This window comes from Variovorax paradoxus (assembly GCF_030811855.1).
GTDB classification, from domain to species: domain Bacteria; phylum Pseudomonadota; class Gammaproteobacteria; order Burkholderiales; family Burkholderiaceae_C; genus Variovorax; species Variovorax paradoxus_L.
Genome location: NZ_JAUSRN010000008.1, coordinates 32,015 through 50,556, shown reverse-complemented (window position 1 = coordinate 50,556; position 18,542 = coordinate 32,015). Strand labels below are relative to the sequence as shown.

Here is an 18,542-nt window from a genome sequence, read left to right as displayed (position 1 = left end):
GAATCGACCATCTCACACCCCTCGCCAGCGGCGCGGGGTGTTCTGCATTTTTAAAGCGTTCCATGGACCTCCCCCACCTCACGGCGGGCAAGCGATTCACGCTGCCGCGTCCTCCCTTGTCGGCCGATGCGCTGCTGCTTGCGCAGCTGGGCATGCGCGAAAAGGCCGCGGGCCGCGCCACCGCGGTGTTCACGGCGGACGCCAACGACGCCCAGCGCCTGATCGACGAGATCGCGTTCTTCGCGCCGGACCTGCGCTGTGCCCTGTTCCCCGACTGGGAAACGCTGCCCTACGACAGCTTTTCCCCGCACCAGGACCTGATCAGCGAGCGGCTCGCCACGCTCTGGCGCATCAGCCAGAAAGAAGCCGACGTGGTGCTGGTGCCCGCCACCACCGCGCTCTACCGGCTGGCGCCGCCCGCCTTCCTGGCCGGCTATACCTTCCACTTCAAGGCCAAGCAGAAGCTCGAGGAATCGAAGCTCAAGGCCCAGCTCACGCTAGCCGGCTACAGCCATGTGACGCAGGTGGTGAGCCCGGGCGAATACGCGGTGCGCGGCGGCCTGATCGACCTGTTTCCCATGGGTTCGCCCGTGCCCTTTCGCGTCGACCTGTTCGACGACGAGATTGACTCGATTCGCACCTTCGACCCCGACACCCAGCGCAGCCTCTACCCCGTCCCCGAGGTGCGCCTGCTGCCGGGCCGCGAGTTCCCGATGGACGACGACGCCCGCGCGCGCTTTCGAAGCCGCTGGCGCGAGCTGCTCGAGGGCGACCCGACCAAGAGCCGCATCTACAAGGACATGGGCAACGGCGTGGCCACCGCCGGCATCGAGTACTACCTGCCGCTGTTCTTCGACGAGACGGCCACGGTGTTCGACTACTTCGGACCCGATGCCACCGTGGTGCTGCACGGCGATCTCGAACCCGCCTTCCAGCATTTCTGGCAGGACACCAACGAGCGCTACCGCCTGGTGCGCGGCGACCTGGAGCGGCCAGCACTGCCACCAGAGGCGCTGTTCCTCAACGCCGAGCAGTTCTACCAGCGGGCCAAGCCGCATGCGCAGCTGGCCATTCGGGGCGACATCGCCACGGACACACCCTACGCAGAGTTCGACAAGCTCCCGCCGTTCGCGGTGGTGCGCGGCGCCGAGGATCCGCTGGTCGGCCTCAAGGCCCACATCAAGGCCACGCCACACCGCGTGCTGCTGATTGCCGAAAGCGAAGGCCGGCGCGAAAGCCTGCTCGACTTCCTGCGCGCCAGCGGCGTCAGCCCGCCGGCCTTCGACTCGCTGGCCGAGTTCGAGGCTTCGAACGACGAAAAGATCGGCATCGCCACCGCCGCGCTGGCATCGGGCTTCGCATGGCGCGAACAGGGCATCGACCTCGTCACCGAGACCGAGCTCTTCGCCACCGCGCCCACCACCCGCCGCCGCAACAAAAAGCAGGAACAGGTCAGCGACGTCGAGGCGCTGATCAAGGACCTTTCGGAGCTGAACGTGGGCGACCCGGTGGTCCACACCGCGCACGGCATCGGCCGCTACCGCGGCCTGATCCACATGGACCTGGGCCAGGGCGTCGATCCCGAAGGCAAGCCGCTTCTGCAGGAAATGCTGCACCTGGAGTACGCCGACAAGGCCACGCTCTACGTGCCTGTTTCGCAGCTGCACCAGATCAGCCGCTACACCGGCGTCAGCGCCGACGAGGCGCCGCTGCACAAGCTGGGCTCCGGCCAGTGGGAAAAAGCCAAGCGCAAGGCGGCAGAACAGGTGCGCGACTCGGCCGCCGAGCTGCTCAACATCTACGCCCGCCGCGCGGCGCGCCAGGGCCACGCCTTCCGCTTTTCGGCCGCCGACTATGAGGTCTTCGCCAACGACTTCGGTTTCCAGGAAACGGCCGACCAGAAGGCCGCGATCCACGCCGTGGTGCAGGACATGATCTCGCCGCAGCCGATGGACCGCCTCGTCTGCGGCGACGTGGGCTTCGGCAAGACCGAGGTCGCGTTGCGCGCCGCCTTCATCGCGATCACCGGCGGCAAGCAGGTGGCCTTCCTCGCGCCCACCACGCTGCTGGCCGAGCAGCACTACCAGACGCTGGTCGACCGCTTCGCCAAGTGGCCGGTCAAGGTGGCCGAAATGAGCCGCTTCCGTTCGGCCAAGGAAATCACCGCGGCCGCCAAGGGCCTGGCCGAAGGCACGGTCGACATCGTGGTCGGCACGCACAAGCTGCTGTCGCCGTCGATCAAGTTCAAGAACCTGGGCCTTCTCATCATCGACGAGGAGCACCGCTTCGGCGTGCGCCACAAGGAGGCGATGAAGGCGATGCGCGCCGAGGTCGACGTGCTCACGCTCACCGCCACACCCATTCCGCGCACGCTGGGCATGGCGCTCGAAGGCCTTCGCGACCTGAGCGTGATTGCGACCGCACCGCAGCGGCGCCTGGCCATCAAGACCTTCGTGCGCAACGAGGGCACCGGCGTGATCCGTGAGGCAGTGCTGCGCGAGCTGAAGCGCGGCGGGCAGGTCTACTTCCTGCACAACGAGGTCGAGACCATCGAGAACCGGCGCCAGAAGCTCGAAGAAATTCTTCCTGAGGCCCGCATCGCCGTGGCCCACGGCCAGATGCCCGAGCGCGAGCTGGAGCGCGTGATGCGCGACTTCGTGGCGCAGCGCTACAACCTATTGCTGTGCTCGACCATCATCGAGACCGGCATCGACGTGCCGACCGCCAACACCATTGTGATGAGCCGCGCCGACAAGTTCGGCCTGGCGCAGCTGCACCAGTTGCGCGGCCGCGTCGGGCGATCACACCACCAGGCCTATGCCTACCTCATGGTGCCGGACACCGAGGGCCTGACCAAGCAGGCGGCCCAGCGGCTCGACGCCATCCAGCAGATGGAAGAACTGGGCTCCGGCTTCTACCTCGCGATGCATGACCTGGAGATCCGCGGCACCGGCGAAGTGCTGGGCGAGAACCAGAGCGGCAACATGATGGAGATCGGCTTCCAGCTCTACAACGAGATGCTGAGCGAAGCCGTGCGCGCGCTCAAGGCGGGACAGGAGCCCGACCTGCTCGCGCCGCTGTCGGTCACGACCGAGATCAACCTGCATGCCCCCGCCCTGCTGCCCGACGACTACTGCGGCGACGTGCATCTGCGCCTGTCGTTCTACAAGAAGCTGGCCACCGCCAAGACACCCGACCAGATCGACACGCTGCTGGAAGAAATCGTCGACCGCTTCGGCAAGCTGCCGCCGCAGGCGCAGACGCTGATCGACACGCACCGGCTGCGCGTGCTGGCGCGGCCCTATGGCGTGGTCAAGGTCGATGCGGCGCCGGGCGTGATCCACATCACGTTCAAAAAGGATCCGCCGGTCGATTCCATGGCCATCATCCATCTGATCCAGAAGAACAAGCACATCAAGCTCGCCGGCAACGAAAAGCTGCGCATCGAGCGTGAACTCAAGGAACCGAAGGAGCGCGCGCAAATGGTGCGCGACGTGCTGCGCAGCCTCGGTCAACCCATCGTCAAGGAAACCGTTCCCGCATGAACGCCATCGAATTTTCTTTCGGCCTCGTTCTGCAGCGTGTAAAGCCGCCGCTGAAGCTCGCCGACTTCAAGCTGATCGCGTTCGACATGGATTCGACGCTGATCAACATCGAATGCATTGACGAGATCGCCGATGCCGTCGGTAAGAAGGCCGAGGTGGCCGCCATCACCGAAGCTACGATGCGCGGCGAGATCAAGGACTTCAAGGAAAGCCTGCGCCGCCGCGTGGCGCTGCTGAAGGGCGTGCCGGTTGAGGCGCTGCAGCAGGTGTACGACCAGCGGCTGAGGCTTAACCCGGGCGCGGCCGAACTGGTGGCGGCCTGCAAGGCGGCGGGGCTCAAGGTGCTGCTGGTGTCGGGCGGCTTCACCTTCTTTGCCAACCGCGTGAAAGACCGCCTGGGCATCGACTTCGCGCGTTCCAACCTGCTCGACGAGGCCGATGGCCAGCTCACGGGCCAGGTGGTACAGCAAAGCTGGGGGGATATCTGCGACGGCGCCGAAAAGCGCCGCACGCTGCTCGAAGTCGCATCGCTCATGGGCATTTCGCCGCAAGAGGCCATTGCCGTGGGCGACGGCGCCAACGACCTGCCGATGATGGGCGAAGCCGGCCTCTCGGTGGCGTATCACGCCAAGCCGAAGGTGCGCGAGCAGGCCATGGTGGCCATCAACGAAGGCGGCCTCGACCGCTTGCTGGAGATTCTGAAATGAACGACGACACCGCTCCGCTCTACAGCGCAGATGCACTCAGGGACTACGGCAGCGCCTTGCTGCAGAAGGCCGGCCTCGCTGCATCGATGGCCGACAGCGTCGCCCGCACGCTGGTCGAAGGCGATCTACTGGGCCACGACACGCACGGCCTCGCCCTGCTGGCCGGCTATGTGAAGGAAATCGAATCTGGCGGCATGACGCGCGACGGTACGCCCGAGGTGCTGTCGGACCGCCCGGCGGCAGTGTTGTGGGACGGCAAGCGCCTGCCCGGCCCCTGGCTCATGGATCAGGGCCTTGACCTGCTGCTGCCGCGCGCCCGCGAGCTCGGCACCGCATCGCTCGTGATCCGCCGCAGCCACCACATCGCCTGTCTCGCGGTCTACATGCTGCGTGCGCTGCAGGAAGACATGCTGATGCTGCTGGCGTGCTCCGACCCCAACACGGCCAGCGTCGCGCCCTTCGGCGGCACGCAGGCGGTGTTCACGCCCAATCCGCTGGCCATGGGTTTTCCGCTGTCGCAGGGTGGCGTGATGGTCGACATCTCGGCTTCCATCACCACCAACGGCATGAGCAACCGCAAGCGCGCGGCCGGCGAGACCTTTGCCGAGGAATGGCTGATCGACGCCACCGGCAAGCCGACCAACAACCCGCAGGTGCTGTTCGACCAGCCGCCCGGCACGCTGCTTCCGGTCGGGGGCCTGAGCCATGGGCACAAGGGCTACGGAATGGCGCTGCTGGTGGAGACGCTGACAGCCGGCCTCGCGGGCCACGGCCGGGCCGATCCGTCCGAGGGCTGGGGCGCGACGGTGCACGTCACGCTACACGACCTGAATGCGTTCGGCGGCAAGGAAGCATTCCTGCGCCAGATGGACCACGTGGCCGAGCAGTGCCGCAACAACATGCCGATCGACCCCGCAAAGCCGGTGCGGCTGCCGGGCGAAGGTGGTTTGAAGCGTCGGGACGCGCAATCGAAGAACGGGGTGCGGCTGCACCCGTCGATCGCGCGTGCCCTGCAGGACGCGGAGCAGCGCTACGGGCTGCAACTCGCGCAGGCGCTGATTTGAGAAGAGGCTAGATTTCTTCGGGCGGTTCTTCCGCCCGCTCCCCGGCCGGACGCGGTGTGCGCTTGCCGGGCTTGGCCAGGATCTCGACATAGAACTGCTTGCCGGCGTCCTTGACGACGCCGTCGATCAGGCCCGTGATGGCCGACAGGTGCACGGTTTCGGCGGTTTCCGCCGAGGTGCCGAACTTGCAGTCGAAGTCCCAGAAGTCGCTGCCTTCGGGCAGGACGCGGCGCCGCTCGCGCTTGATGTACTTGCGGATCTCGTGCTTGATGGCTTCGAGGAGACGGTCGGGGTGCTTGCCCTCGACCTGAAGCTGAAAGGTTTTTCTCATGGGTGATGGTAACCAATGCCGCCTGGCCGTCCTGTGTACAGTCGGCGGTTCAATTGAAAGCAGGTGAAGACATGGCGCGCGCAAACGACTGGGCAAGCAAGGTAATGGCATTGGTCAACGGTGGCAATGCATCGGCGGCCATCGCGCAGATCAAGGTTGCGCCCTCGGTCAAAGACCTGAAGGCGCTTCAGACCATCATGACGCTATCGAAAATGAAAGGCCGCTATCCCAACGTGGATGCGGCCATTGCGGACAACCTCGCGCTGCTGGCGGCGCCCCGCCTGCATCGCTCGCCCTGACGATCTACAGGGCCTGGCCGAGGCGCTTCACGCCTTCTTCGATCTTTGCCACGTCGGCCGTCGCAAAGCTCAACCGCAGCGTCGCCATATCGGGCTTTTCCGCATAGAACGGCGCCCCGGGCACGAAAGCCACGAGTTGCTCGATGGCGCGCTTCGCCAGTTCGCTCGCATCGGCCAGCTTGCCGTTGGCCCCCGTAAGCCGGGCCCAGAAGAACAAGCCGCCCTGCGGCTGCGTGAAGCTCACCGCATCGCCCAGTTCGCGCTTCAGCGCCGCGCCCATGGCCTGCGCCCGCTGGCCGTACACCTCGCGCACATGCGCGAGCGTGGCGGGCATGCGGCCGCTCTTGAGGTATTGCGCGGCGGTGGCCTGGGCAAAGGTGCTGGTGTGCGCATCGCTGAACTGCTTGCACATCGTGGCCTTGGCCAGCAACTCGGCGGGCGCAATCATCCAGCCGATGCGCAGACCCGGGCTCAGCACCTTGCTCAGGCTGCCGCAGTGCGCCAGCAGCTCGCGGCTGCCCGGAACGTCCTTGCTGAGCGCCAGGATCGAAGGCGGCGGTGCTTCGCCGAAGAAGAGATCGCCGTACGGGTCGTCTTCGACGATCAGCGTCTGGTACTTGACGGCCAGCTCGAGCACCTTCTTGCGGCGTTCCAGGCTCAGCATGGCGCCGCTCGGGTTGCCGAAGGTGGGAATCAGGTAGACGAACTTGGGCTTGTGCTCGGCAATGAGTTTTTCGAGCTCGTCGGTCTTCACGCCGTTGGCGTCGATGGGCGCGCTGATGAGCTGCGCGCCATACAGGCGAAAGCACTGGATGGTCGCCAGGAAGGTCGGGCCTTCGACGATCACCTTGTCGCCGGGCGAAATCATGGTCTTGCCCAGCAGGTCGAGCGCCTGCTGGCTGCCGGTGGTGACGATCAGGCCGCTAGGGTCCACGTCGACGCCCTTGGTCTTCATGAAGGCAGAAAGCTGCGTGCGCAGCGGCTCGTAGCCTTCGGTGGCGCCGTATTGCAGCGCGCCGCCGGGTTCTTCGGTCAGTGCCTTGTTGCTCGCCTCCTTCAGGCCCTCGACGTCGAACATGGCGCTGTCGGGGAAGCCGCCCGCAAAGCTGATGATGCCGGGCTTGCCCAGGAGCTTGAAGAGTTCGCGGATGGCGGAGGTTTCGACGTTGTCGAGGCGGGAAGCGAATTGCATGGGAGGTCTCACTTTCTGGACGCCATTGTCGCGAAAGCCGCGGGCAATAAAGCTGCGTAAGGCTATCGCCTTTCAACGATATATTGCGTCTATCGCCGCCGTGCTTGGCATGGCTGACGAGCGCCGCGTTTCCTCGACCCCATGAAAAAAGACAACATTCCCCTCTTCTTCGCCACCCTGCAGGCGGCCAATCCCACCCCTGAAACCGAGCTCGAATACGCCACGCCCTTCGAGCTGCTGGCCGCCGTGCTGCTCTCGGCGCAGGCCACCGACGTGGGCGTGAACAAGGCCACGCGCAAGCTTTTTCCGGTGGCGAACACACCGCAGGCGATCCTCCGGCTGGGGGTGGAAGGCCTGGAGGAATACATCAAGACCATCGGGCTCTATCGCAGCAAGGCCAAGCACCTGATCGAAACCTGCCGCATGCTGGTGGAACTGCACGGCGGCGAAGTGCCGCGCACGCGCGCCGAACTGGAGGCGCTGCCGGGGGTCGGCCGCAAGACCGCCAACGTGGTGCTCAACGTGGCGTTCGGCGAGGCCACCATCGCGGTCGACACGCACATCTTCCGCGTCGGCAACCGCACCGGACTCGCGCCGGGCAAGACGCCGCTCGAAGTGGAACTCAAGCTCGAGAAGCGGGTGCCTTTCGAGTTTCGCCTGCATGCGCACCACTGGCTCATCCTGCATGGGCGCTACATCTGCGTGGCGCGCACGCCGAAGTGCTGGGAATGCGCAGTGGCGCCCTACTGCGACTACAAGCCGAAGACGCCGCGGCCCAAGTCGGCCTGAACCTCGCCGGCTCTCCGGCTACATCTCGAACGCCTCGACCTGCCGGCCGTCGATGTCGGTAAAGCCGTACTCGCGCGCGAGGTCGGCCACGCGATGCACGCCGCCGCTCTTCTCCAGCACCCGCGAATCGCCCGCCAGCGCAGCGACTGCGCGGCCGAGATAGCGCGGCGATTCGGTTCGCGCCAGCGCGGGGCGCTCGTGCCAGTGCGCCTCGTCGGTCTTGTGGCCGGCCAGCACGAACTCGGTTCGCATCCAGCCCGGAGACACGGCCAGCGAAGCGACGCCATGCGGACGCAGCTCCTGCGCCATGCCGAAGGCCAGCCGCGTCATGGCGGACTTGGCGAGGTCGTAGAACAAATTTCCGCGCAGGTAGTTGCCGCGGTCCCAGAAGGTGGTGGTCACGATGAGCCCACCCTGCTGCGCCACCATGATCGGCGCGGCGCACCGGCTGGCCAGCAGGTGGTTGCGCACGCCACGGTCGAACATCGAATCCCAGTTGGAAAGCGGATGCTCCCAGAACGGAGCCTCGAACACGCCGGTGAAAGTCTCGTGGCCGCCCCAGGCGTTGTTGACGAGCAGATCAATACGGCCTTGCTCGCGCTGCACCTGTGCAAAGAGCTGCTTCACCTGGTCTTCCTGCGTGTGGTCGCAACGCATTGCCATGCCGCGTCCGCCGAGGCGGGTGACTTCGTCGGCCGTTTCGTCGATGCTGCCCGGCAGGACTTCGAGCTCCGAGAGGGCGAGCAACTGGCCATAGGTGGTCGCCGGCTGCTCCCGCGTGCTCCGCCCGGTGACATACACGGTGGCGCCCGCGGCGCCCAGTTCTACCGCGATGCCGCGGCCGGCGCCGCGGCTCGCTCCGGTCACCACGGCCACACGGCCTTTCAACGGCCGGTCATTGCTTTCTCTTTCTGCATGCATCAGTTTTCTCCTTTCGTTCCGGGTTCGAAACGACGACGGTAAGGCCGCTTCAACCCGCCGTCTTGGAAGAACCCGAAATCGCGCGGCCCAGAAACTCCGTCGGCGTGAGGCCGCAGAGCGCCTGGAACTCATTGACCAGGTGCGATTGGTCATAGAAACCACCGTCCAGCGCAAGGCTTGCCCAGGCGGGCGCGCGCTGCAGGCGCAAGGCGCGCACGCAGGCATGCAATCGCGCGAGCCGGCCCCAGGCACGGGGCGACAACCCCACCTGCTGCCGAAAGACCTGCTGCAGCCGCCGCTCGCCGAGTCCGACGGCCGCCGCCACCTCGCGCAGCGGACGCCGCCCCCCCCGACGCCACGATGAGTTGCGCCGCACGCATCGCGGCCGGGTGAACGGTGGCATCGCCATCGGCCAGTTGCCGCTGCAGTGCGGCGCAGAGCACCGACACGCGCGAGGCGTCGTCCGGCTGCCCAGCCATGCGCTCCAGCAGTTCAGCACCACGGCCGTGCCACAGTTCGTCCAGGTGCACAGCGGTGCCGGCGATCTCGCTGGCCGGCATTCCCAGCAGGGCCGCGGCCGCACCGGGGCGCAGGGTTACCGACAGTCCTTCCATCTTCCGGCGGAGGCGCACCAGGACCGGAGCTGCGGAAGCACCCAGGGCCTCGACAGGTTGCCCGGCGCTTTCGCCCGCCGACGGCGCATCGCCCAGATTGAAGACCAGGCGCACCGCCCCGTCGGGCAGCACGCGCTCGACAACCTCATGGCCTTCGGGCAGCGCTTCCCTGTAGAGAAGAATGTGTGCGACATGGGCCCGCAGCGGCGCTGCAACCGGAAAGGCGCACAACGTGCCCGCAGGCATGTCGGCCTCCGGCCCGTGCAAGGGGTCGCCGTCGAGGCGTACGTACAGGCGTTCGTTCGTGGAGGGGTTCGGCATCGCGGTGACGGCGGCAGGCCGCCTTGTCGCTTTCCATCAGCCGCATTCGATCAGCTGGCACGCCCCGTAGTCAATGGGCTCCGACGGCCATTGCGTGGCGTTGTCGACGCGCCGCACGCCACGGTGCAGCAGTTGCACTGCGCGCATCACGCCCGCATGCGTGACCCACACCGCGTCTTGCCCCGACACGCGCCAATCGTCGAAGGCAGCGCCCGTGCGTTGCAGAAAGCCGGCCGTGCTTTCGCCGTGGCCGCCTGGAAGCCCCTCGGCGAAATTGCAGGTCCACGCGTCGAACTCGGTGCGAGCGATCGACGACCAGGGCCGGCCTTCCCAGGCGCCGAAATCCATCTCGGCCAGGCGCGCGTCGGCCCGCACCACGAGATCGGGGCGCAGCGTGCCGATGGCCAGTGCCAGTTCGGCACAACGCCGCAAGGGCGAATGGGCCAGCGCGGCGCCCGCCGGCAGGCGGGCCACCACCGCGTTTGCAACCGCCAGCGTCGCCTCGGCCGGCACGCCCACATCCGTCGCACCGTAGCAGAGCCCCGGCGCGGCGTCGGTCTGCGCATGGCGCACCAGCCACAGCTTCATGCCTGCCAAGCCAGCGCAAGATAGATGGCAAGCTCGCACACCTGCTGCGTCGCACCGAGCCCGTCGCCGGTGAACCCCTGCAGCCGGCGCCGGAACATGCGCGCCATGACCAGCGCCGCAAGAGCGCATGCCACTGCCGTGGCGAGCGTTCTCGCAGGGCCTTGCGTCAGCAGCACCAGCCCGGCGGCAGGCATCGACCAGAGTACGCCGACCAGCAAGGCACCACCGCCGATTGCATCGGCCAGCGGCTTGGCCTTGCTCGCGCCGGCATCTCCCACGTAGGGCAACCAGCGAATCAGGAACAGCGGCGCCAGCCGCGAAAGCACATGCGCGCTGGCGATGGCAGCTGCCAGCGCCAGCGCGCCCTGCCCCGCCATCGACGCGAGCAGCGCGGCCTTGAGCCCGAGTGCCAGCACCAGCGCAATGGCGCCGAAGGCACCGATGCGCGAATCCTTCATGATCTCGAGCGCGCGGCTCCGGTCGGATGCTCCGCCCAGCCCGTCGGCCACGTCGGCGAGCCCGTCTTCATGAAATGCACCGGTGAGCAGCACCGTCGCGGCCATGCTCAGCAGCGCGGCGGCCAGTGCACCGGCCATGCCCGGCAAGCCCTGCAATGCGAGCACGAAAACGGCCGCGCCAACGCCCCCCACCAGCCAGCCGACGCCGGGAAAATGCGCCGCGCTTGCACGCAGCATCTTCGGACTGAACCCGACCCATCCGGCAAGCCGGCCGGTGACCGGCACGCGCGTGAAGAATTGCAGGGCCAGCAGATAGTGGCGAACACCGTTCATCGAGTTCAGGCGTCCTTGCGCGACACGCCCGCCGCCTCGAAGCTCGCCATTTCGCGCAGGATGCGGCAGGCCGATTCGAGCAGCGGCCAGGCCAGCGCCCCGCCCGAGCCTTCGCCCAGGCGCAGGTCCAGGCTCAGCAAGGGCTCCAGCCCGAGGTGCTTCAGCAACAGCGCATGCCCGGGTTCCGCCGAGCTGTGCGCCGCCACGCAGCGCTGCACCACATGCGGCTGCAGTGCCTGTGCGACCAGCACCGCGGCACTCGCGATGAAGCCGTCGACCACGATCACCCGGCGCTCCTGCGCCGCCTGCAGCACCGCGCCGACCAGGGTGGCGATTTCGAAGCCGCCGAATGCAGCCAGTGCATCCAACGGCGAAACCGCCGATGCATGCAGCGCCAGCACTTCGCGCAGCACCGTGCGCTTGCGCGCGAGTCCCGCGGCGTCGAGCCCGGTGCCGGAGCCGGTGCAGGCATCGATATCGAGCCCCGCCAGCCGCGCGAGCAGCATCGCCGCCGCCGAGCTGTTGCCGATGCCCATCTCGCCCAGCAGCAAGGCGTTGCCGGGCAGCAGGTGCACCACGTCGCGGCCGTTGGCGACGGCCTCGGCGCATTGCGCCGCCGACATTGCAGGGCCCGCCGATGCATCGGCCGTACCGGCGGCTATCCGCCGCGACACCAGGCCCGGGCGCGCCTGGAAGTCGCGCCGCACGCCGCAGTCGACCACCGTCAGCGCCAGCCCATGCTGGCGCGCCAGCACGCTCACGGCCGCGCCGCCGGCCAGGAAGTTCTCGACCATCTGCCAGGTCACGTCGCTCGGAAATGCCGAGACACCGCGCGCCACCAGCCCGTGGTCGCCCGCGCAGACCAGCATCTGCGGCGCTTCGAGCGCCGGCGTTTCGCTGCCAAGGATCAGGCCGAGCCGCAAGGCCAGGCTCTCGAGCCGGCCCAGCGCGCCGAGCGGCTTGGTCTTGTTGTCGATCGCGCTTTGCAGACGCGCCGCAAGGACGTCGTCGTGAATGTCGGCGATGGAAGGGATGGTGGGGTTGTTGTCGGTCATGCGATCAGGCCCTGCAATACGCCGGGCTCGAAGTGGGTGTCTATGAAATCGGCCAAACCGTCGAAGGTGGCATCGAGCGTGGGTGTCGCCGCGCCGAAGAGCGCGTGCAGCGCGGCCGCATCCTCGAACAGGCCGTGCAGGTAAAGGCCCAGCACATTGCCGCGCGCGTTCTGCCAGGCCAGCCCCTCGGGCATCACGGCATGGCCGTCTTGCGCCATCTGCGGGTGGGTCGCGGTGTGGCCATGGTGAATCTCGTAGCCGGCCACCGGCACGTTCGAAAGCGAAGCCCATGTGCCACTCAACTCGCCGAAGACAGCGGACCGGTGGCGCACGGTCTTCTCGGGCTCGAACACGGTCACCAGCGGCAGCAGGCCGAGGCCGGGCGCGTTGCCGTCGATGCCGTGCGGGTCGACCAGCGCCTCGCCCAGCATCTGCAAGCCACCGCAGACGCCCAGCACGGCGCCACCGGCCGCCGCGTGCGCGGCGATGGCGCGGTCCAGCCCCTGCGCGCGCAGCCACGCGAGATCGCCGCTGGTGTGCTTGGAGCCTGGCAGCACGATCCAGTCCGCGCCGGCCACGTCCGCCGGCGTGCGCGCCCAGACCAGGCGCACGCCGGGCACGTTCTTGAGCGGCTGGAACTCGTCGAGATTGCTGATGCGCGGGTACGCCACGACGGCCACCGTGCGCGTGACGGCGCCGCTCGCACGGCTTCGATCGTCGAACACGCCGTCTTCCTCGGGCAAGCCGTGCTGCCACCACATCGGCAGCGTCGCAACGGTGGCGATACCGGTCAGCGCCTGCAGCTGCTGCGGGGCCGGGGCCAGCAGCGAGGCATCGCCGCGAAACTTGTTGAGCACGAAGCCGCGCAGCAATGCGCGATCACTCTCGGGCATCAATGCCCAGGTGCCGTAGAGATGCGCGAAGGCGCCGCCGCGGTCGATGTCTGTCACCAGCAGGCAGCGGGCACCCGCATGGCGGGCCACGCGCAGGTTGACGATGTCGCTCGCCATCAGGTTGATCTCGGCCGGCGAGCCCGCCCCCTCGATCACCACCACGTCGTTCTCGGCGCGCAGCGAATCGAATGCCTCTGCGATTTGCGGCCAGACGCGCTCGCTGCGCCCGCGCCAAGGCATGGCCGTCAGTTCGGCGCTCACCTGCCCCATGAGCACCACCTGGCTGTGAGTGTCGCGCTCGGGCTTGAGCAGCAGCGGGTTCATGCGCACGTCGGGCACGGCACGCGCGGCCAGCGCCTGGAAATACTGCGCGCTGCCGATCTCGCCGCCATCCACCACGCGGGCGTTGTTGCTCATGTTCTGCGCCTTGAAAGGCGCCACCTTGAGGCCCTGCCGCGCATACCAGCGGCACAGCGCCGTGACCAGCCAGCTCTTGCCGGCGCCACTGGTCGTGCCCAGAACCATCACGCATCGGGTTGTCATGCGGCTATTGTCGTTGCCGCCGCATGCCGTTTCCGAAGCGGAAGCGGCAAAGAAAAAGGGGCTTGCGCCCCTTTGGTGTTCAGCGTGCCGCGGTCTGCAGCGCGGCAGCCCCGCCGGGCTGAGCCTGCGCCGTAGCGGGCGGCACTTCCCAGCCGCCGCCGATGGCGCGGATCAGCCCCACGGCCGCCTGGTACTGCGCCGACTTCACCTGCAGCGCCTGGCGCCGGTTGCGCAATTCGCTGCGACGTGCATCGAGCAGGTCGAGCTGGCTGATGTAGCCATTGCGGTAGCGCGTGTCGGACAAACTGGTCGCGCGCTGGGCCGACGTGACGGCCTGGGCCTGCACGGTCGACTGCTCCTGCAGGATGCGGATGGCGGACAGTTGGTCTTCAACCTCCTGAAACGCCACCAGCACCTGGTTGCGATAGTTCGCGAGCGCGCCGTCGAGCTGCGCATTGGCGCCCTGCACGCCGGCTTCGCGGCGGCCGCCGTCGAAAATCGGCAGCGAGAGCAGCGCGCCCACGCCCCATGAACGGGCCGACCACTTGAACAGGTCGCCGATCTCCGGAGATGCATAGCCGGCGGCGCCGGTCAGCGAGATGTCCGGGAACCATGCCGCCTGCGCCACGCCCACGCGCGCCTGCGCTGCAAGCACGGCGTTCTGCGCGGACGAGACGTCCGGGCGGCGCGTGAGCACCGTGGCCGGCACACCGGGCGGAACGGATGGCAGCGCCGTGGCCCATTCGTCGGTCCGCAGGCCGAAGCTGGAGGCCGAATCGCCCACCAGCACCGCGAGCGCATGCTCTACCTGAGCACGCTGCCGGTCGAGCGCGAGCGCGTCCGACTCGGTGGACGACACCTCGGTCTGCACGCGCGCCACGTCGAGCTCGGCGATGTCGCCGGCCTGCTGCCTGCGCTGCGTCAGGCGTAGCGTGTCGCGGTAGGCCTCGACCTGCTCGCGCACCAGCGCGCGCTCGGCGTCGAGCGCACGCAGTTGCAGATAGGTCTGGGCCACCTCGGCCTGCACCGCGAGGCGCGTGCTTTGCAGCAGCGCTTCGCGGCTTGCCGCATCGAGCTTGGCCGCATTGCTCGCGCCCGAGAGCCGGCCGAACAGGTCGAGCTCGTACGAGAACGTGGCCCCAATGTTGGTCATGGTGGCCGGCCGGGTGCTGGCCGTGGCCTTGTCGAGCCCCGCGCCGCGGTTGGCACCGCCGCTCAGGCCGATCTGCGGCATGCGGTCGGCGTTGGCGCTGCGTGCCAGGGCGCGGGCTTCCGCGAGCCGAGCCGCGGCGGCCTGGATGTTGTTGTTGTTGACGTCGGCCTTCTCGACCAGCGTGTTGAGCACCGGGTCATTGAATGCCAGCCACCAGGCGCCGCGAGCCTGCGCCTCGGAAGGCACGGCGCGCGTCCAGCCGGCCGGTGGCGCGGCGCCCTGTTCCTTGAACTGGGCGGTGGTCTGGATCTCCGGCACGCCGGAGGGAACGCTCGCGCAGCCGGCCAATGCCAGGGCCGCCACCAGCGGCAGCAAGGCGGTGCGAAGTGGCTTGACCCAAGGTTGTACTGAGAATTTCATGATGAGCTTTCTTCTCGATCAGTCATGCGAGCCGTGCGAAGGACGCGGCGCAGCCGGCAGCGGGTGCAGCCCGCCACCGCCGGAACCTCCGTGGGACGGCGCAGCCGGATGCGCCGCCGAAACGAAGTCTTCCCCGTGCGGCACGTCGCCGTGCAGCTTGAGCGGACGGTTGCCCGCAAGGCGGCGCATCAGCACATAGAACACCGGCGTCAGGAACAGGCCGAAGGCCGTCACGCCGATCATCCCTGCGAACACCGCCACGCCCATGGCCTTGCGCATCTCCGAGCCCGCGCCGGTCGACAGCACGAGGGGCAGCACACCCATCACGAAGGCCAGCGAGGTCATGAGAATCGGGCGCAAACGCAGGCGGCTGGCTTCGATCGCAGCCTGGATGGGCGTGCGTCCGGCAAACTCGAGCTCCCGTGCAAACTCCACGATCAGGATCGCGTTCTTCGCACTCAGCCCCACCAGCACGATCAACCCGATCTGCGTGAAGACGTTGTTGTCACCCCCCGATATCCATACGCCCGTCATTGCGGCCAGGATGCCCATGGGCACGATCAGGATGATGGCAATCGGCAGCGTCAGGCTTTCATACTGCGCGGCCAGCACCAGGAACACCAGAAGGATGGCCAGCGGGAACACCAGGAAGGCGGAGTTGCCGGCCAGGATTTCCTGGTAGGTCAGCTCGGTCCACTCGAAGCTCACGCCCTTGGGCAGCGTCTCGGCCGCGATCTTGGTGATCGCGTCCTGCGCCTGGCCCGACGAATAGCCCGGAGCCGGGCCACCGTTGATGTCGGCTGCAAGATAGCCGTTGTAGCGCATGGCGCGTTCCGGGCCGAAGGTCGAATTCACCTTCATCAGCGCCGACAGCGGCACCATCTCGCCCGTGGTCGAGCGCACCTTCAACATGCCCACGTCTTCGGCACGGGCGCGGTAAGGCGCGTCGGCCTGCACACGCACGCTGTACGTGCGGCCAAACTTGTTGAAGTCGTTCGCATACAGGCTGCCGAGGTAGATCTGCATGGTGTCGAAGATGTCCGTCACCGGCACGCCGAGCTGGCGGGCCTTGGTGCGGTCGATATCCGCATACAGCTGCGGCACGTTGACCTGCCAGCTCGTGAACATGCCCGTGAGCTCCGGCGCTGCATAGGCCTTGGCCATGAAGGCCTTCACCGCCGCATCCATCTGGTCGTAGCCGACCGAGGCGCGATCTTCGATCTGCAGCTTGAAGCCGCCCGTGGTGCCCAACCCCGCCACCGGCGGCGGCGGGAACATCACGATGAACGCGTCCTGGATGCTGGCGAAGGCACCGTTGAGCTGGCCGGCCACCGCACCGCCGCTCTGGTCGGCGCGCTTGCGCTGGTCGAAGGGCTTGAGCGTGGCAAACACGATGCCCGAGTTCGAGCTGTTGGTGAAACCGTTGATCGACAGGCCCGGGAAGGCGATGGCGTCTTCCACGTTCGGGTTCTTCTTCATGATCTCGCCCATGCGCTGGATCACGTTATCGGTGCGGTCGAGCGTGGCGCCGTCGGGCAGCTGGGCAAAACCGATCAGGTATTGCTTGTCCTGCGCCGGAACAAAGCCGCTGGGCACTGCCTTGAAGAGACCGAAGGTCACGCCGATCAGCGCGAGGTAGATCACCAGCATCAGCGTCTTGCGCGAGATCACGCTCTTGACGCCGCCGCTGTAGGCTTCCGAGCCACGGCTGAAGAGCCTGTTGAAGCCGCGGAACAGCCAGCCGAAGGCCTTGTCCATGCCGCGTGTCAGAGCGTCCTTGGGAGCATCGTGGCTGCGCAGCAGTAAGGCGGCGAGCGCGGGCGACAGCGTGAGCGAGTTGATGGCCGAGATCACCGTCGAGATCGCAATCGTCACCGCGAACTGGCGATAGAACTGGCCCGTGAGGCCGCTGATGAAAGCCAGCGGAACGAACACGGCCACCAGCACCAGCGCAATCGCGATGATGGGCCCGGACACTTCGCGCATCGCGCGGTAAGTGGCTTCGCGCGGCGTCAATCCAGCTTCGATGTTGCGCTCGACGTTTTCCACCACCACGATGGCGTCGTCCACCACGATACCGATGGCCAGCACCAGCCCGAACAAGCTCAGCGCGTTGATCGAGAAACCGAGCACGTGCAACACCGCGAAGGTACCGATCACCGACACCGGCACGGCCAGCAAAGGAATGATCGAAGCGCGCCAGGTCTGCAGGAACAAAATCACGACCAGCACCACCAGCATGATGGCTTCGAGCAGCGTGTGGATCACCGATTCGATGGACGCGCGCACGAACTGCGTCGGGTCGTAGGCAATGCGGTATTCCAGCCCTTCCGGCATGTTCTTGTTGAGCTCGGCCATCGTCTTGCGAACGTTGGACGAGATGTCGAGCGCATTGGAGCCCGGTGCCTGGAACACGCCCATGCCGACGGCCGGGTCGTTGTTCAGAAGCGAACGCAGCGAATAGTCGGCGGCGCCCATTTCCAGGCGGCCGATGTCGCGCAAGCGGGTCACGGCGCCGTCGGTGCCGCTCTTGACGATGATGTCGCCGAACTCTTCTTCGCTCTGCAGGCGCCCTTGCGCATTGATCGAGAGCTGCATGTCCACGCCCGAGAGGCCCGGCGAAGCGCCGACCACGCCGGCCGCGGCCTGCACGTTCTGGCCGCGGATCGCGGCCACCACGTCACTGGCCGAGAGGCCGCGCTGCGCGACCTTCTGCGGGTCCAGCCAGACGCGCATCGAATAATCGCCGCCGCCGAAGATCTGCACCTGGCCCACGCCTTCGATGCGCGCGAGCGGGTCCTTCACATTCAGCACCGCGTAGTTGCGCAGGTAATTGATGTCGTAGCGGTCGTTCGGCGAAACGAGGTGGACCACCATCGTCAGGTCGGGCGCGCTCTTGACGGTCGTGATGCCGAGGCGGCGCACTTCCTCTGGCAGGCGCGGCTCGGCTTGCGAGACGCGGTTCTGCACGAGCTGCTGGGCCTTGTCGGGATCGGTGCCGAGGCGGAAGGTGACGGTGAGCGTGAGCACGCCGTCGGTGGTCGCCTGGCTGCCCATATAAAGCATGCCTTCGACGCCGTTGATCTGCTCTTCGAGCGGCGTGGCAACGGTTTCGGCAATCACCTTCGGGTTGGCGCCTGGATACTGGGCGCGCACGACCACGGAGGGCGGTGCGACTTCCGGGTATTCGGAGATCGGCAGTCCGCGCAAAGCGATGAGGCCGGCTATCAATATCAATAGCGACAGCACGCCGGCAAAGATCGGCCGGTCGATGAAGAATTTAGAGAGATTCATGTTGTTTCTCCGGCGAGCGCAA

General features: G+C 67.2%; 15 protein-coding genes and 1 pseudogene. 5 read left to right on the top strand and 11 right to left on the bottom strand.

Going from position 1 to position 18,542, the window contains the following annotated elements:
• Positions 1-62 precede the first annotated feature (62 nt).
• From mfd to J2X92_RS16115, 3 genes are read left to right on the top strand one after another with little or no spacing between them, the layout of a single operon-like run.
• Positions 63-3,545: a transcription-repair coupling factor gene (mfd, locus tag J2X92_RS16125; protein ID WP_307576965.1), complete on the top strand. Its 3,483-nt coding sequence runs from the start codon at positions 63-65 to the stop codon at positions 3,543-3,545.
• Positions 3,542-4,252: a phosphoserine phosphatase SerB gene (gene serB, locus J2X92_RS16120; RefSeq protein WP_307576964.1), complete on the top strand. Its 711-nt coding sequence runs from the start codon at positions 3,542-3,544 to the stop codon at positions 4,250-4,252. The genes mfd and serB overlap by 4 nt, the downstream gene beginning before the upstream one ends.
• Positions 4,249-5,316 (top strand): Ldh family oxidoreductase, encoded by a 1,068-nt coding sequence (locus J2X92_RS16115; RefSeq protein ID WP_307576963.1) that lies wholly within the window; start codon positions 4,249-4,251, stop codon positions 5,314-5,316. Before serB ends, J2X92_RS16115 begins: the two co-directional genes overlap by 4 nt.
• A 7-nt stretch (positions 5,317-5,323) precedes the next feature.
• Here J2X92_RS16115 and J2X92_RS16110 read toward each other — a convergent pair whose 3' ends face one another.
• Positions 5,324-5,647: a DUF6172 family protein gene (locus J2X92_RS16110; RefSeq protein ID WP_055796654.1), complete on the bottom strand. Its 324-nt coding sequence runs from the start codon at positions 5,645-5,647 to the stop codon at positions 5,324-5,326.
• A gap of 71 nt (positions 5,648-5,718) precedes the next feature.
• On the opposite strand from J2X92_RS16110, the gene J2X92_RS16105 reads away from it, so the two are divergent.
• Complete coding sequence (locus J2X92_RS16105; RefSeq protein WP_012747682.1) at positions 5,719-5,946, top strand: hypothetical protein; 228 nt, start codon at positions 5,719-5,721, stop codon at positions 5,944-5,946.
• A 4-nt stretch (positions 5,947-5,950) separates the two neighbouring features.
• On the opposite strand, the gene J2X92_RS16100 is transcribed toward J2X92_RS16105, so the two are convergent.
• On the bottom strand, positions 5,951-7,138 hold the full coding sequence (locus J2X92_RS16100; RefSeq protein ID WP_307576962.1) for an aminotransferase-like domain-containing protein: 1,188 nt from the start codon (positions 7,136-7,138) through the stop codon (positions 5,951-5,953).
• Between the two features lie 141 nt (positions 7,139-7,279).
• Here J2X92_RS16100 and nth point away from each other — a divergent pair, with 141 nt between their 5' ends.
• Complete coding sequence (nth, locus tag J2X92_RS16095; protein WP_055796645.1) at positions 7,280-7,927, top strand: endonuclease III; 648 nt, start codon at positions 7,280-7,282, stop codon at positions 7,925-7,927.
• A gap of 18 nt (positions 7,928-7,945) precedes the next feature.
• Here nth and J2X92_RS16090 read toward each other — a convergent pair whose 3' ends face one another.
• From J2X92_RS16090 to J2X92_RS16050, 9 genes and pseudogenes are all read right to left on the bottom strand, one after another.
• Positions 7,946-8,848 (bottom strand): SDR family NAD(P)-dependent oxidoreductase, encoded by a 903-nt coding sequence (locus tag J2X92_RS16090; RefSeq protein WP_307576961.1) that lies wholly within the window; start codon positions 8,846-8,848, stop codon positions 7,946-7,948.
• Positions 8,849-8,897: 49 nt separating this feature from the next.
• The gene (locus J2X92_RS16085) at positions 8,898-9,251 is read right to left on the bottom strand and encodes a helix-turn-helix domain-containing protein (RefSeq protein WP_307576960.1); all 354 of its coding nucleotides are present in this window, start codon (positions 9,249-9,251) and stop codon (positions 8,898-8,900) included.
• A gap of 184 nt (positions 9,252-9,435) precedes the next feature.
• A pseudogene (locus J2X92_RS16080) lies at positions 9,436-9,708 on the bottom strand (DUF6597 domain-containing transcriptional factor); the annotation flags it as partial.
• Positions 9,709-9,819: 111 nt separating this feature from the next.
• A complete protein-coding gene (locus J2X92_RS16075; protein ID WP_307576959.1) occupies positions 9,820-10,371 on the bottom strand; it encodes a histidine phosphatase family protein in 552 nt (183 codons plus the stop codon).
• Entirely contained in the window at positions 10,368-11,162 is a 795-nt protein-coding gene (locus J2X92_RS16070; protein ID WP_307576958.1) for an adenosylcobinamide-GDP ribazoletransferase, read from the bottom strand. Before J2X92_RS16070 ends, J2X92_RS16075 begins: the two co-directional genes overlap by 4 nt.
• A gap of 5 nt (positions 11,163-11,167) precedes the next feature.
• Positions 11,168-12,217 carry a nicotinate-nucleotide--dimethylbenzimidazole phosphoribosyltransferase gene (gene cobT / locus J2X92_RS16065; RefSeq protein ID WP_307576957.1) on the bottom strand — a complete coding sequence of 350 codons (1,050 nt, stop codon included), beginning with the start codon at positions 12,215-12,217 and terminating at the stop codon, positions 11,168-11,170.
• Complete coding sequence (locus tag J2X92_RS16060; protein ID WP_307576956.1) at positions 12,214-13,653, bottom strand: cobyric acid synthase; 1,440 nt, start codon at positions 13,651-13,653, stop codon at positions 12,214-12,216. Before J2X92_RS16060 ends, cobT begins: the two co-directional genes overlap by 4 nt.
• Positions 13,654-13,732: 79 nt before the next feature.
• Complete coding sequence (locus tag J2X92_RS16055) at positions 13,733-15,226, bottom strand: efflux transporter outer membrane subunit (protein WP_307576955.1); 1,494 nt, start codon at positions 15,224-15,226, stop codon at positions 13,733-13,735.
• An 18-nt stretch (positions 15,227-15,244) separates the two neighbouring features.
• Positions 15,245-18,520 (bottom strand): efflux RND transporter permease subunit, encoded by a 3,276-nt coding sequence (locus J2X92_RS16050; RefSeq protein WP_307576954.1) that lies wholly within the window; start codon positions 18,518-18,520, stop codon positions 15,245-15,247.
• Positions 18,521-18,542 lie beyond the last annotated feature (22 nt).

Bases quoted from the DNA above. Each gene is read 5' to 3' on its own strand.
- mfd (WP_307576965.1), top strand. From the start codon at position 63: ATGGACCTCCCCCACCTCACGGCGGGCAAGCGATTCACGCTGCCGCGT.
- serB (WP_307576964.1), top strand. From the start codon at position 3,542: ATGAACGCCATCGAATTTTCTTTCGGCCTCGTTCTGCAGCGTGTAAAG.
- J2X92_RS16115 (WP_307576963.1), top strand. From the start codon at position 4,249: ATGAACGACGACACCGCTCCGCTCTACAGCGCAGATGCACTCAGGGAC.
- J2X92_RS16110 (WP_055796654.1), bottom strand. From the start codon at position 5,647: ATGAGAAAAACCTTTCAGCTTCAGGTCGAGGGCAAGCACCCCGACCGT.
- J2X92_RS16105 (WP_012747682.1), top strand. From the start codon at position 5,719: ATGGCGCGCGCAAACGACTGGGCAAGCAAGGTAATGGCATTGGTCAAC.
- J2X92_RS16100 (WP_307576962.1), bottom strand. From the start codon at position 7,138: ATGCAATTCGCTTCCCGCCTCGACAACGTCGAAACCTCCGCCATCCGC.
- nth (WP_055796645.1), top strand. From the start codon at position 7,280: ATGAAAAAAGACAACATTCCCCTCTTCTTCGCCACCCTGCAGGCGGCC.
- J2X92_RS16090 (WP_307576961.1), bottom strand. From the start codon at position 8,848: ATGCATGCAGAAAGAGAAAGCAATGACCGGCCGTTGAAAGGCCGTGTG.
- J2X92_RS16085 (WP_307576960.1), bottom strand. From the start codon at position 9,251: ATGCCACCGTTCACCCGGCCGCGATGCGTGCGGCGCAACTCATCGTGG.
- J2X92_RS16075 (WP_307576959.1), bottom strand. From the start codon at position 10,371: ATGAAGCTGTGGCTGGTGCGCCATGCGCAGACCGACGCCGCGCCGGGG.
- J2X92_RS16070 (WP_307576958.1), bottom strand. From the start codon at position 11,162: ATGAACGGTGTTCGCCACTATCTGCTGGCCCTGCAATTCTTCACGCGC.
- cobT (WP_307576957.1), bottom strand. From the start codon at position 12,217: ATGACCGACAACAACCCCACCATCCCTTCCATCGCCGACATTCACGAC.
- J2X92_RS16060 (WP_307576956.1), bottom strand. From the start codon at position 13,653: ATGACAACCCGATGCGTGATGGTTCTGGGCACGACCAGTGGCGCCGGC.
- J2X92_RS16055 (WP_307576955.1), bottom strand. From the start codon at position 15,226: ATGAAATTCTCAGTACAACCTTGGGTCAAGCCACTTCGCACCGCCTTG.
- J2X92_RS16050 (WP_307576954.1), bottom strand. From the start codon at position 18,520: ATGAATCTCTCTAAATTCTTCATCGACCGGCCGATCTTTGCCGGCGTG.